This is a genomic window from Rhodoferax lithotrophicus (genome assembly GCF_019973615.1).
Taxonomy (GTDB): domain Bacteria; phylum Pseudomonadota; class Gammaproteobacteria; order Burkholderiales; family Burkholderiaceae_C; genus Rhodoferax; species Rhodoferax lithotrophicus.
The window spans coordinates 2,031,439-2,045,685 of the sequence record NZ_AP024238.1; the positions used below are offsets into that span (position 1 = coordinate 2,031,439).

Below are 14,247 nucleotides of genomic sequence, written 5' to 3' on the forward strand. Positions count from 1 at the left end.
AAGGAAAGAGCCATGACCGCTGAATACACCGTGCAGGGCAATATTGCCCTCATCACGTTGAACAACCCACCTGTGAATGGCCTGGGACTGGCCACGCGCCTGGCCATTACCGATGGGCTGGCGCAAGCCCATGCGGATGCCAACGTCAAGGCCATCATCATCACTGGCGCGGGTAAAGCCTTTTCGGGCGGGGCCGACATCACCGAATTTGGCTCGCCCAAAGCCTACCAGGAACCCAATTTACTCAGCGTTATCCTGGCGGTCGAAGCCGCCACCAAGCCGGTGATTGCCGCTGTGCACACCGTGTGTATGGGGGGTGGGCTGGAACTGGCACTGGGTTGTAATTACCGCATTGCGGCCCCCGGCTGCAATGTGGCGTTGCCCGAAGTCAAGCTCGGCCTGATTCCCGGTGCCGGTGGCACACAGCGCCTGCCGCGCGCCCTGGGTGTGGAGCCTGCGCTGAACATGATTGTCAGCGGCGAACCCGTCAAGAGTGAACTGTTGGCCATGGTGCCCGGCCAGCAGCTGTTCACCAGGATGGCTACCTCGGCCGAGACCTTGCTGGCTGAAGCGGTGGCTTATGCCGCTGAAGTGGCGGATATGCGCCCCCTGCCGCAGGTGCGCCAGTTGCCCAGCCGCCACCCGCAGGGCGACGCTTATTTTCAGTTTGCGCGCAACATGGTCAAAGGCATGGCCAAGAATTTCCCGGCCCCGGTCAAGTGTGTTGACATGGTGGAAACCTCCACCAAGCGCAAGTTTGACGATGGCATGGCACTGGAGCGTGAAACCTTCATCAACCTGATGTGGACCCCCGAGTGCCGTGCGCTACGCCACCTGTTCACGGCCGAACGTGCAGCCTCCAAAATACCGGATGTTGCCGCAGATACGGCGCAACGCGCTATTAATGCTGTAGCAATCATCGGCGCAGGCACCATGGGCGGCGGCATTGCCATGAACTTCCTCAACGCCGGTGTGCCGGTGAAGATGCTGGAGATGAAGCAAGAAGCGCTGGACCGAGGCCTGGCCACCATCCGCAAAAACTACGAAGCCCAGGTCAGCAAAGGCAAACTCAAGCAAGACAAGTACGAGCAGCGCATGGCCCTGCTGTCCACCACGCTGAGCTACGACGACCTGAGCGATGCCGACCTGGTGATCGAAGCCGTGTTTGAAGACATTGGCGTGAAAGAAGCCGTGTTCAAGGAACTTGACCGCGTGATGAAGCCCGGCGCGATTCTGGCTTCCAACACCTCGACGCTGGATGTGAACAAAATCGCCAGCTTCACCCAGCGCCCGCAAGACGTGGTCGGCCTGCACTTCTTCAGCCCGGCCAATGTCATGAAGCTGCTGGAAGTGGTGCGCGGTGAAAAGACCGCCAAAGACGTGCTGGCCACGGTGATGAGCCTGGCCAAAAAGATCAAGAAAACCGCCGTGGTGTCGGGCGTGTGTGACGGCTTTATTGGCAACCGCATGATCGAGCAATACGGCCGCCAGGGCGGCTTCCTGCTGGATGAGGGCTGCACCCCGGCGCAGGTGGACAAGGCCATGGAGAAATTTGGTATGGCCATGGGGCCGTTTCGCATGAGCGACCTGGCCGGTAACGACATTGGCTGGGCCATTCGTAAACGCCGCTATACCGAAAAGCCTGACATGAAGTACAGCAAGACCGCCGACCTGCTGTGCGAAAAAGGCCGCTTTGGCCAGAAAACCGGTGCCGGCTGGTACGACTACGTGCCCGGCAAGCGGGACGCGATTCCAAACGCTGAGGTGGTCAAGATGATCGAAGACCACCGCGCTGCGTTAGGCATCACACCGCGCAAGATTTCGGACGAAGAAATTGTCCAGCGCCTGGTGTTCAGCCTGGTCAACGAAGCCGCTCACATCCTGGAAGAAGGCATTGCCAACAAGGCCAGCGACATCGACGTGGTCTACATCTTTGGCTACGGCTTCCCGGTGTACCGCGGTGGCCCGATGAACTATGCCAATGAGGTCGGCTTGTTCAACGTGGTGCAAGCCATGCAGCGCTTTGCCCAGAACCCGCTGGACGATGCCAAGTTCTGGCAACCCGCACCGCTGCTGGCCAAGTTGGCTTCTGAAGGCAAAATATTTGGTTAAAACTGCCTCCAGAGCAGACAAATCAAGCGCAAGCAGCTATCAATTTTGAAAATTTGCAGGACAAGCCGCAGCCCTAGAAACGGGGCCAGCGTTGTCCTCCACACTTTGGAGATCACCATGACATCCGCCGTAATTGTTTCCACCGCCCGCACCCCCTTGGCCAAAAGCTGGAAGGGCTCTTTCAACATGACCCACGGGGCCACGCTGGGTGGTCATGCAGTTGAACACGCCATCCAGCGCGCCGGTATTGACGCTGCCGAGGTCGAAGACGTGATTTTGGGCTGCGCCCTGCCTGAGGGCGCGACCGGCTCCAACATTGCCCGCCAGGCTGCCTTGCGGGGTGGTTGCCCGGTCACGGTGTCGGGCATGACGCTGAACCGTTTTTGCTCTTCCGGTCTGCAAGCCATTGCGCTGGCTGCCCAACGCATCATCACCGGTGAGGGTGACACCTATGTGGCCGGTGGTGTCGAGAGTATTTCCTGCGTGCAGCAGGAGCTCAACAAACACATGATCACCGATCCGTGGTTGCTCAAAAACAAGCCCGAAATTTACTGGGACATGCTGCAGACCGCCGAAAACGTTGCCAAGCGCTACGGTATCAGCCGCGAAGCCATGGACGAATACGGTGCCGCCAGCCAGCAAAAAGCCAGCGCCGCGCTGGAAGCCGGTTTGTTCACGCAAGAGATCGCTCCGATCACCGTCACCATGGGTGTGGCTGACAAAGTCATGGGTCTGACGACCAAAAAGGTGACGGTCAGCCAGGACGAAGGTATTCGCGCTGGCACCACCGTGGCGGGCATCAGCGGTCTGCGTTCTGCCATGCCCGGTGGCCTGATCACGGCGGGTAATGCCAGTCAGTTCTCCGACGGTGCGGGTGCCATGGTGTTGATGCACGAAGCAGTCGCGCAGCGCAAGGGCTTGCAGCCGCTGGGCCGCTTTTTGGGCTTTGCCGTGGCCGGCTGTGAGCCGGATGAAATGGGCATTGGCCCGGTGTTTGCCATCCCCAAGGTGCTGGGCCGCCTGGGCCTCACAGTCAACGACATTGACCTGTGGGAACTCAACGAAGCCTTTGCCGTGCAGGTCATTTATTGCCGCGACAAGCTCGGCATTGACAACGCCCGTCTGAACGTCAACGGCGGTGCCATCGCCGTGGGCCACCCCTACGGTGTGAGCGGCCAGCGCCTGACCGGCCATGCCCTGATCGAAGGCAAACGCCGTGGTGCCAAGCGTGTGGCGGTCACCATGTGTATCGGTGGCGGCATGGGGGCTTGTGGGGTGTTTGAAGTCTTGTAATTTGATAGCGCTTGGCCTATGTAAAACGTGGGCTACGGTGGATTTTGCGTATACACCATTGACACTGGGGCGAATGCTTGCGCGGCTGTCCCCCGCCCAAACGCTGGCGCATTGGGGCTCGTCCTTGATGCCGCTGCACCATCCGCCCCAGCGTCAACGGTGTCGACACTTGGGCGGTATTCGGGGCATGAAATCCAAAACAGTTCCAGGAATCAGGTCGGCGGTGTGCTCAACGTAGCGTGGACGTGGGGTTTTGCCACATCAAGGAGGAGCCCGTAGGGCGGGGAACAGCCGCGGAGCTGAGCGCGCCGTCGGCCTGATTCCCACTCCGAATAGTGGCTGACACATGTTTCTCATTTTTGCCACCACAAGACACCCATCGATCCGGTAGCCGGAATGCTACTGTTTCAGTAGCTTCTTACGCAGGCAGGATAAGCGCTACAGCCTATTTTTATCGCTATGAGTTGCCGAAAATCGTTCCCTGGCTGCAGGTGGTTAAGGCGGCTGACTTGACTTGCGCACAGATGGATGAGGATGAGTTTTGACAGCAGCGTTTGGGCGCTAGGCCAAAACCACTTTGCAGCCTGCATCGCGCAGGGTTGCCAGGTGAGCAAGATGCTGGGCTCGCTTATTGGTGATCAGTTGGTAAATCTTGTCCACGCTGCAAAAACTGACCCGGCTGCTTTGACCAATTTTGCTGTGGTCAGCCAGGATCACCGTGTGTCGGGCTTGGGTCGACATGGCGCGTGCGAGCAGCGCTTCCGCAGGTTCATAGCTGCTGGCACCCTGGTCGGCCGTGATGCCCACGGGTGAAAGCATGGCCCAGTCCACCCGCCAGCGCATCACTTCAGCCACTGTGGCATCACCGTAGTTGGCGGCGATGCTTACGGTGGGTCTTCCGCCTAACACGTGTACGCAGTGGCGCTGCTGGCCTTGACCGTCGGGGGCACTGAGCTTGAGTCCAACATCGAATGAATTGGTGATGATGGTGAGTCCTCGCAGTGAGGTCAACTCGTCGGCCAGCAGGGATACCGTGCTGCCCGCATCAATGAACACCGCTTGACCGGGGTGTAACAACTTGGCTGCGGCCCGGACGATGGCACGCTTTTCATTGCAATAGGCTTTGGCACGTACATCCAGGGGTGACTCAGGCTCGGGCTCAGGGCGTTTGATACCACCGTGGATGCGACGCAACTCGCCCAGGGACTCCAGCACCGCGACATCACGGCGCACGGTTTCACGCGAGACATCCAGGTCGGTGGCAATGCGATCGGTGCTGACCTGCTGAAAGTTGGCTAAAAGTGCCCGTATGCGTTGGTAGCGTTGGTCTGGAAGCATGTGAAACAGCACTCATGAAAAAGAAATGGCACGCCTGCACAAGCTGGCGTGCCATTTTAGAAACAACTCCATCTGGCTCGGCAAGCGCTGTGTGATGCCTCAACGCTTGCTGAATCAATCGCTGAATCAATCAGGCATTGATCACCAGTTGGTCGCTCAGTGCCGTGCCAAACAGCACGGGGTCGCTGATCGAATGTTTACCGGTTTCCAGCCGCCCGGCGAAACGCCGGGTGTAGCCCTTGAGTGCGGGGACTGACACGGTGAAGTCATACCAATAACCGCTGCTCTTGAGTGCCCAGTTCAGGGCACCCTCTTTGCCGGCTGCGACGGTCAGTGTTTGCGCTGTGTTGGGAAAGTAGGCATTCGCCACCACACTGAAACCGCATGCCACGCTGCCGGTGTTGCTCAAAGTGAGCATCAGGTCGCCGTTGGCAATGTCGTAGCAAACCTGCACTTCCGGATTGGGTTGACTGGCGGCCGCCAAAGTCTTGGCATTGCCGGTGAAGTGACGGTGAAAACCATTGGGGCCCAGCACCCACAAGTCATAAGCGCCGTTGTCGGCAGCCAGTGACCAGCTTCCTGTGAGACTCTTGTCCGCTTCAACGGTGTAGCGACGCGGAATGCCATCCAGATGCAGACGGTCATAGACGTGGAATATCGCAGCCGCCTTGCCGGTGTTGTCGAAGCTCAGCCTGACGGTCTGTGCGCTCGTGTCGATCACCGCGCTGGTGTGCAATTCGTAAGGCAGGGCGCGTGAGGGGCGAGTACCTTTTTCTTGCACCGGCATGGTGGCCACGTTGGGTGGTAGCGGTGTGGTTTTGCTTGGCAGGGCGCGGGCGCGGGTGGCCAACGCGGTGGTATCGGGCAGGCTCTTGAAGAACTCGGTGTTGTTCGGGTCGGCGAAGTTGAGGGTTGAGGTCATGTCGCCACACACAGCCCGACGCCAAGCCGAGATATTGGTCTCGCTGACACCAAAACGCCGTTCAACAAATTGCAGAACCGAGGTGTGGTCGAATACCTGCGAGTTGACCCAGCCGCCTTTGCTCCATGGCGAGATGACGTACATCGGCACGCGTGGGCCAAGGCCGTAAGGGCGGTGCAACAGAAGGGGTTCGTACGGGGCGGTGTTGTAACTTTGGATATGTTCGTGGTATTCGGCAGTAGTCGCCACGGTGCTGGCACCGGCCAGCTGAGCCTTGGTGGGATCGGCATCCCAGCTGACATAAGAGGGCGGAGCTGGTGGTGGCACGTGGTCGAAGAAGCCATCGTTTTCGTCGAAATTCAGGAACAGCACGGTTTTGCTCCAGACATCAGGGTTGGATGTCAGGGCATCCAACACCTTGGCGGTGTAGTCGGCTCCCTGAGCGGGGCTGGACGGGCCGGGGTGTTCCGAGCCCTCGGCGGTGGCCACGATAAAGGTGACCTGTGGCAGCTTACCCGCCAACACGTCTTCCTTGAGCTTGTCCAGGTCACGGGTGCTGATACCACGCTGGAGCAAGGCCTCGGAATAACCAGGTGTTTTGTTCCAGGCAGCACGGAAAGTATGAAAACCTGCCAACGGGTTGTCGGTGAAATTGTCATCCATGTTTTCGTAGACCTGCCAAGTGATATTGGCATCTTCGAGCCGCTCCGGGTAGGTCATCCAGGTATAGCCACCATCGTTGCCTGGATTGGAGTCAAACCAGTCGTAATCGTTGTAGGTGGCGGGACCATTGTGCTTGGCCAAGCCATCGTTGGTGCCCGTCCAGGCGAACAGGCGGTTGGTATTGGTGCCGGTTTGCGAACTGCAGTGGTAGGCATCGCAGATGGTGAACGCGTTGGCCAGCGCATATTGGAATGGCATGTCTTCCTGGGTGAAATAACCCATTGAATGGTTTTGCTTGTACTGCGGCCAGTAAGTCATGCGCCCGTTGTCCCAGGCACCTTGCGCATCACCCCAGCTGTGTGGTGTGCCTTGTACCCGCATCACATTGAAGTTTTGCACTGTGTTGAGGTGAAAGGGGGCAATCACCGAGGGTGTGGCACCTGCCGTGGCATTGGGTTGTGACCAGACGTTCTTGCCTGTGATGCCGTTGGCATTTGGCATGGGAATCGGAAACGGGTCAGCAAAACCGCGTACGCCGTTCAGTGTGCCAAAGTAGTGATCGAAGGAGCGGTTCTCCTGCATGAAGATGACGATGTGTTCAACATCTTTGATGGTGCCTGTCGCGCTATTGGCATCAATGGCCAAAGCACGTTGGATGGCGGGTGGGAACAGGCTGAGCGCAGCAATAGATCCGGTGGTGGTGGCTGCGGAGCGCAAGAAGTTTCTGCGATTGAATGTCATGGTGGTTTTCGGCAATGGATATGAAAGGGCCAGATGAGCAGGTCAGCGCGCGCAGCGCACCTCGCGGGTCTTGTTCTCGGAGCCGAGCTTGCTGTTGCTGGCACCGTCAGCACTGATGTTGTTGCCGCCGCCGCAGGCACTCAGCGTCAGGCACATCAGCAACGTGCTGACCACAATCAGGGTGCCACGCTTGGCGGCGTTGGCATAAGGGTGGCTGGCAGTGCTGCCTGCGTGATGGTTGGGAATGGGGGATTCAGAGATGTGCATAGTGAGCATCCAAAATGTGGTGACAAAACAAACCCAACCAGGCACGACGAGACAAGGGATACCACCGCTCAAGGACGTTTGCGACGACAGATGAGGGTGTGTTGGCATGCCGCAGTTACTGGGTCAGGTGCGTCAATGCTATGTGTGAAAAATTGCAGTTGTGTGACTTTATGGATTTGAATTGAGTCAACCACATACCCTTTGGTCGCTCATGCCGTGCATCCGTTGCAGCGGGTGTGTCCCACCTCCTTCAGGCGCATGGCGAAGTTTCATGTCCGGACACCAATCCACTTGGTGATGTGGGCGAACTGGGTGGGCCAGCTCGAATGCGGCTTGCAATATGTGTTCGGCTGCAGAAGTGAAGCACAGCGACTGCTGGAAATGTTGATTCCGAGGTCCGAAAGCTGGCACAGCCAATGGTGTCAGGAAATCAATTGGCCATGGCACAGGTTGTGCTTTGGTAGCTTGCTATTTTTTAAATAGCTTATAGCGCTTGTGGAATAAGCGCTACAGCCTATTTTTATCACTATGAATTACCCAAGACAGGTGTCTGGCTACAGGTGGTGACCCGCTGTGATTGGACGTGTACACAAGTGGACGAAAACGCGTTCTGACCGCTCAAGAGCACCCCAGGTCATGCCCAGGGGCACAGGGTCAAGGGGTTGTGATTTTCGTCAACGGCTTGTTATGGCACGGCCTTGACCGGAATGTAGATTTCTCCGCCGCGCTGCCTGAATTCCTGTGACTTGGCCTGCATGCCAGCGCTGAGCGCCTGCGTGTCGCTGACCCCCTCGGCTTTGGCGTAGTCGCGCACCTCCTGCGAAATCTTCATGGAGCAGAACTTGGGGCCACACATTGAGCAGAAATGCGCCACCTTGGACGAGTCCTTGGGCAGCGTCTCGTCGTGGAAATTGCGCGCCGTATCGGGGTCGAGCGACAGGTTGAACTGATCCATCCAGCGGAACTCGAAACGCGCCTTGGACAGCGCGTCGTCCCGCGCCCGCACGCCGGGGTGACCTTTGGCCACGTCGGCCACATGGGCGGCAATCTTGTAGGTGATGATGCCGACCTTTACGTCGTCGCGATCCGGCAGGCCCAGGTGCTCCTTCGGGGTCACATAGCACAGCATGGCGGTGCCAAACCAGCCGATCATGGCCGCGCCGATGCCGCTGGTGATGTGGTCATAGCCCGGCGCAATGTCGGTGGTCAGCGGGCCCAGGGTGTAGAACGGAGCTTCGTGGCAGTGTTGGAGCTGCTCGGTCATGTTGGCCTGCACCATGTGCAGTGGCACATGGCCAGGGCCTTCGATCATCACCTGCACATCCTGCTGCCAGGCTTTTTGCGTCAGCTCACCCAGGGTGCGTAATTCAGCAAACTGCGCCTCGTCATTGGCATCGGCCCCCGAGCCGGGGCGCAGGCCGTCGCCCAGCGAGTAGCTCACGTCATAGGCCTTCAGAATCTCGGTCATTTCATCAAAGTGGCTGTAGATGAAATTCTCTTGATGGTGCGCAATGCACCACTTGGCCATGATCGAGCCGCCGCGCGAGACGATGCCGGTCATGCGTTGGGCGGTCAGCTGAATGAAGGCCAGCCGCACACCGGCGTGCACGGTGAAGTAGTCCACCCCCTGCTCGGCCTGCTCGATCAGCGTGTCGCGGAAGATCTCCCAGGTCAGGTCTTCGGCAATACCGCCGACCTTCTCCAACGCCTGGTAAATCGGCACCGTGCCAATCGGCACTGGACTGTTGCGCAAAATCCAGTCGCGCGTGGTGTGGATGTTGCGCCCGGTGGACAAGTCCATCACGGTGTCAGCGCCCCAGCGCATCGACCACACCAGTTTTTCCACCTCTTCCTCGATGCTCGACGTGACCGCCGAGTTGCCGATGTTGGCATTGATCTTGACCAGAAAGTTGCGGCCAATCGCCATCGGTTCCACTTCGGGGTGGTTGATGTTGCCGGGAATGATGGCACGGCCACGGGCCACCTCGTCGCGCACAAACTCCGGTGTCATCACCTTCGGGATGCTGGCTCCAAAGCTGTTGCCGGCCAACCGGGCCTCGCGCTCAGCATTGCCTTGGTAGGGTTCCATCCAGGCCTGCTGCTGGTTCTCGCGGATGGCCACATATTCCATCTCGGGCGTGATGATGCCGCGGCGGGCATAGTGCATTTGCGACACATTGGCCCCGGCCTTGGCGCGGCGCGGTGTGCGCTGCAACCCGGCAGCCTGCAAACGCAGCGCAGCCAGGGTTTCGGACTCGCCATGTTTCAGGCCATCGTCCAGCGCAAACGGTGTGCGCCCAGGGTAGGCCTCGGCGTCACCGCGAGCCTCGATCCAGCGGCTGCGTACCAGCGGCAGGCCCTGGCGCACGTCGATCTCGGCACTGGGGTCGGTGTAGGGGCCGGAGGTGTCGTAGACCCGCACCGCCTCGCCGTTGCTTTGCATGATTTCACGCATCGGCACCCGGATGTCGGCTTGCGTGCCGGGCACATAAATTTTGCGCGAGGCGGGCAAGGGCTCGCGCGTCAAGCGCATCAACTGGCTGAATTTGTCGGGGGCATTCATGGCAAGGTCTCCTGAAAGATTGAAAAACAGCTCCGAAGAACAGTCAATCACGTCAGCAAACCTGGAGAACAGGGTGGACGGTTCGATGCCCGTGAAACTCCGGGTGACCGGGCAAGGCAATACAACACACGTCTGGCTCTTCTTACGCCGGTATGAACCGGATCAAGTTCGCGGGTTTGGTTGACCATCTCAGCGCCATCACAGCGCACCCCGGGCGGGGCGAAGTTTACGCGATGTTGTCTGTCAACAAAGTGTGCAACGGCAGACCGTGCGTGTGCCCACCCCTTGAATTACCAAAATGAACGATGTGGGTATAGCGCCAGGTCAGGTCGAAAAAATTGAAATCTCTGTCATGCTTGGGGCGGGCCGGTGAATACCGTAGTTGCTGCACACTGAAGTGATGTTGCGGGAGCATCTTGCAAAATTTTTATGCCATGTCTGTGAGCATTCCATTTTTTTCGAATTATTGGCACCTTATTACCCGCTTGGGGGAGGTGCAATACCTGCTGCCCGCAGCATTAGGGGTCTGTCTGGTGTTGATCCGGTCTGATGGCACACGGCTGCTGGCCGTCAGGTGGCTACAGACGTTATTGATCGCAGCGTTCATTACCTTGGCCTCCAAGATCGCGTTTATTGGCTGGGGAATTGGCAGTGCCCGATTCAACTTCACCGGTGTCTCTGGGCACGCCATGTTTGCAGCGTCTATCGTTCCCCTGTTGGTGGCGACACTGGCCTCGCGTTTTCCGCAAGGCTGGCAAAAGCTGGCCGTGTTTTTGAGTTTTGCCTTGGTGCTTCTGGTTGGTGTATCGCGTGTAGCGGTTGGGGCGCATTCGGCCTCTGAGGTGATCGCGGGCCTTTTGCTGGGCAGCACGGCAAGCGCCATGGCCATCGCGCACAAAGGCCTGCCGCGAGGGAGCTGGAATCAGTATGTGCCTATGGTCGTGCTGGCATGGCTGGTGCTTGCACCCTTCCAAACCCCCCAACTTCCCACACATTCACTGGTGACCTGGTCGGCATTGCAATTGTCTGGACACGCCAAACCCTACACCCGTACCGACATGATGCGTGAGCATCATGCGCGAACGGCCAGACAACCAGCGTCTGACTTAAAGGGCAAGCCATTCAGTACCGGGTGAGTCATTTCGATAGGTAAACTTCAGCTTATGCGAATTTTTTTACAAAGCGTTACAGATACTCAATCTTTCTTGTTTGTGCGGCTTGTTAATTAAAACTATACGTATGTTTCGCTTTCTGAATTTTCAAAGCATCACCATGCGCCTGATTTTGATCGGCGTGGCTTTGTTGGCGATGGCCACCATCGGGCGAATTGTTTTTCTGGGCAATTACTTGCGTGAGGACATTGCGGCGCAGTCCAGCGCGCAGTTGGTCACACTTGCCAACTATGCTGCGCGTGAAGTGGATCACAACCTGATGGAGCGGCGTGAGTTTCTGCAGCGGGCTGCCAGCCGTATTCCCGACAAGCTGCTCAGAAACGCGCCACAACTGGAGGCCTGGCTGGAAGAACGCCAACACATCGGGGGGCTGTTTTCAGAGGGCATGCTGGTGATTGATCCACAAGGGCGGGCGCTGTCACGACAGCCAGATATGGCACCGCAGTTGGGACATGATCTGGCGGATGAGGATTTCTTTCAGCAGGCGGTGAAAGGTGAGTTTGTGGTGGGCCGTCCTTTCAAAGCCCCGTCCTCGCAGGTGCCGGTACTGCCGATGGCGCTGCCGTTGCGTAACCCTGCTGGTCAGGTCACTGGTGTGCTGGTGGGCGTGTCGGCCCTGGAGTCGCGTAATTTTTTGGAAGCACTGCATGCTATCCATATCGGCACCACCGGGGGTCTGGTGCTGGTTTCACCGCGTGACAAGCTGATTGTGGGGGCTTCGGACAGTGATACCGCCTTGATGGCAACACCAGGCAAGGGTCTGTACCAGCAGCATGACCCAGCCAACCGCAGTCTTTCGGGCATCGGCATCAGCCCAGCTGGTGTGGAAGAGTTGACTGCTGTTGCGGTGGTACCTCTTAGTGGCTGGTTAGTGGTGGCGCACCAGCCCACCAAGGAAGCATTTGCGCCTGTGACTCGCCTGCAGCATTTCATGAAAGTGAATTCGCTGGTGCTGCTGGCGTTTATTGTGGTGGTCATGATGGTAGTGTTGCGTTACCTGCTGCGCCCGTTGCGCCGTGCTGCCGAGCATGCTGACCGTATGACGCAGGGGGAATTGCCGCTGGAACCTTTGCCCGTGGTTCGTAATGACGAGGTTGGTCACATGACGGTCGCCTTCAACCGCGTCTTGTCCAAGCTGATCGAAAGCCGTGGAGAGCTTCAATACCTGGCGCATCACGACAAGCTCACCGGCTTGCCTAACCGCCAGCTGCTGGCGGAGAAGATGCAGGCGGCCTTTGATCGGGCCCAGCGTCATCAGCACAAAGTGGTCTTGTTGTACCTGGATCTGGACGGTTTCAAAGCCATCAATGACGGGCTTGGGCACGAGGCGGGGGACGCCGCCCTGCGTGAAATTGCCAGCCGTTTGACGAGCACCTTGCGCCGGGTGGATACCGTGGCCCGTGTGGGGGGCGATGAGTTTGTGGTGTTGTTGTCTGACCTGCATGACAACGCCAAATCGGTGGCTGAATGTGTGGCTGGCAAATGTCTTGAGGTGTTCAAAACCCCGGTCAGGGTGGCTGGGCAGACCCGTACGCTTGGGGTGTCCATAGGCTTGGCCGTGAGGAATGGCTACAGTTCAGCAGAAGAAATGCTCAATGCCGCCGATCAAGCCATGTACCGCGCCAAGGTGGATGGTCGTGGCCGCTTTTGTTGGGCCGATGCCTCTGAGCTGAGTCGCTTCGAGTTGATGCCGACATCAGGAGATGCGCAACGACCCGAGACCGAACAAACCAATTAGCCCGACCGCAATCAGGTAGATGGCCACGATAAGGTTCAGCAGTTTGGGCATCACCAGCACCAGAATACCGGCCATGAGAGAGATCAGGGGTGTCAGACTGAGGTGAATGTTCATGTGGGTCAATGCCTTGAGGTCAAAAGAGAGGCTGATTCTCGCAGCGAAATGGCCTGCGAAGGCGCTGTTGGATGGTGAATGGTAAATGGATATAAAAATGGGCTCTGGTGCCCTATAAATAAGCGTAAGAAGCTATGAATGATATAGCAGTCTTAATGGCCGGACGCCGCACTCATGGCCTGCTTGACGGCTTGCCCCAGCTCAATCACCGCCATGGCGTAATAGCTGCTCCAGTTGTAGCGTGTGATGACATAAAAGTTGTCGGTGCCTGCCACATACATCGGCGGCGCGTTGCCCATTTGTAGTTCGATCAGCGCCAGCTTGCCGGTGTGTTGCAGGGCTTCGCCAGTCAGTACCGCGCCCTTGGCCTGGAAACTCGCCACACTGAAGGTGGGCAGGATATCGGGGGCCAGCAACGCATCCATGTCGAGTCTGGACACATCCAAGGCTACTGGGAAATGTGTGGCCAGACCCGTTTGCCAGCCGTAGGCCTTGAAATAGTTGGCCACCGAGCCGATGGCATCGGCCGGGCTGTTCATCAGGTCGACCACGCCATCGGCATCAAAGTCCAGCGCGTATTTGACCCAGCTGGAGGGCATGAACTGTGGCCAGCCCATGGCTCCGGCGTAGCTGCCCTTGATGCCCAGTGGGTCACGGCTGCTGCGTGAGCACAGGCTCAGAAACTGTTCCAGCTCGTCTTTGAAATAGGCACTGCGCTGGGCCGCGCGCGGGTGACTGGTGGGGAAGTCAAAGGCCAGTGTGGTTAAGGCGTCGATCACGCGGTAGTTGCCGCTTTGCTGGCCGTAGAGGGTTTCCACCCCGAGGATGCCGACGATGATTTCGGCCGGTACGCCGGTTTGGGCTTGTGCACGCACCAGTTCGTCACGATGGGTGTGCCAGAAAGCCACCCCCGCCTGGATGCGAATGGGCTCGACAAAGCGGCTGCGGTAAGCCTGCCAGTTTTTGGCCACACCTACGGCGGGCGGGGTAACGGCTTTGGCAATGGCCGGTATGTAGTGTGCTTGCGCCAGGGTCTGGCGCACCCATGCCGGGTCCAGGTTACGGCGCTGGGCCATGTCTTCGGCGGCCAGCATGACATCGGCGCGTTGTGCGTAGCTGGGGCCGGGCAGCGGTGAGGGGGCAGCGAGGCGGTGTTTGGCTTTGGCTGGCTTGTGTTTGTGCTTGGTTGCGCTGGTTTTCTGCACCGTGGGTGTCGCCGCCAGGCTGCTGGCGCAGACCGCGGCCAGCAGCAGGCTGGTCAGGGTAGGGATAAAACGAGGGCGCTGGGGCCAGCGGAGTTCAAAAGATGGCAAGGGCAGTCCTT

The 14,247-nt window shown here is 58.5% G+C and carries 10 protein-coding genes and 1 riboswitch; of the genes, 4 read left to right on the plus strand and 6 right to left on the minus strand.

Features of this window, described 5'->3' with window-relative positions:
• The first annotated feature begins 12 nt into the window (after positions 1-12).
• Both LDN84_RS09440 and LDN84_RS09445 read left to right on the plus strand, forming a co-directional pair.
• Positions 13-2,112, plus strand: coding sequence for a 3-hydroxyacyl-CoA dehydrogenase NAD-binding domain-containing protein (locus LDN84_RS09440; RefSeq protein ID WP_223911640.1), 2,100 nt, complete (start codon positions 13-15; stop codon positions 2,110-2,112).
• 117 nt (positions 2,113-2,229) lie between these two features.
• Entirely contained in the window at positions 2,230-3,405 is a 1,176-nt protein-coding gene (locus tag LDN84_RS09445) for an acetyl-CoA C-acyltransferase (protein ID WP_223911643.1), read from the plus strand.
• A gap of 561 nt (positions 3,406-3,966) precedes the next feature.
• Here LDN84_RS09445 and LDN84_RS09450 read toward each other — a convergent pair.
• The 4 genes from LDN84_RS09450 to thiC all read right to left on the minus strand — a co-directional run bounded on the left by LDN84_RS09450 (position 3,967) and on the right by thiC (position 9,899).
• A complete protein-coding gene (locus tag LDN84_RS09450; RefSeq protein ID WP_223911645.1) occupies positions 3,967-4,743 on the minus strand; it encodes a DeoR/GlpR family DNA-binding transcription regulator in 777 nt (258 codons plus the stop codon).
• A 130-nt stretch (positions 4,744-4,873) separates the two neighbouring features.
• Entirely contained in the window at positions 4,874-7,069 is a 2,196-nt protein-coding gene (locus LDN84_RS09455) for a phosphocholine-specific phospholipase C (RefSeq protein WP_223911648.1), read from the minus strand.
• A 42-nt stretch (positions 7,070-7,111) separates the two neighbouring features.
• Positions 7,112-7,336, minus strand: a complete 225-nt coding sequence (locus tag LDN84_RS09460; protein ID WP_223911651.1) for a hypothetical protein — start codon at positions 7,334-7,336, stop codon at positions 7,112-7,114.
• A gap of 685 nt (positions 7,337-8,021) precedes the next feature.
• The gene (thiC, locus tag LDN84_RS09465) at positions 8,022-9,899 is read right to left on the minus strand and encodes a phosphomethylpyrimidine synthase ThiC (protein ID WP_223911654.1); all 1,878 of its coding nucleotides are present in this window, start codon (positions 9,897-9,899) and stop codon (positions 8,022-8,024) included.
• Between the two features lie 121 nt (positions 9,900-10,020).
• A riboswitch (TPP riboswitch) is annotated at positions 10,021-10,122 on the minus strand.
• Between the two features lie 217 nt (positions 10,123-10,339).
• Here thiC and LDN84_RS09470 point away from each other — a divergent pair.
• Positions 10,340-11,035: a phosphatase PAP2 family protein gene (locus LDN84_RS09470; RefSeq protein WP_223911656.1), complete on the plus strand. Its 696-nt coding sequence runs from the start codon at positions 10,340-10,342 to the stop codon at positions 11,033-11,035.
• 136 nt (positions 11,036-11,171) lie between these two features.
• Positions 11,172-12,809, plus strand: a complete 1,638-nt coding sequence (locus LDN84_RS09475; protein WP_223911671.1) for a diguanylate cyclase domain-containing protein — start codon at positions 11,172-11,174, stop codon at positions 12,807-12,809.
• Here the strand turns inward: LDN84_RS09475 and LDN84_RS09480 are convergent.
• Both LDN84_RS09480 and mltB read right to left on the minus strand, forming a co-directional pair.
• A complete protein-coding gene (locus tag LDN84_RS09480) occupies positions 12,768-12,923 on the minus strand; it encodes a DUF3096 domain-containing protein (protein WP_223911674.1) in 156 nt (51 codons plus the stop codon). The two genes, LDN84_RS09475 and LDN84_RS09480, sit on opposite strands and share 42 nt — an antisense overlap.
• Before the next feature lie 152 nt (positions 12,924-13,075).
• A complete protein-coding gene (mltB, locus tag LDN84_RS09485) occupies positions 13,076-14,236 on the minus strand; it encodes a lytic murein transglycosylase B (RefSeq protein WP_223911677.1) in 1,161 nt (386 codons plus the stop codon).
• Positions 14,237-14,247: the final 11 nt, after the last annotated feature.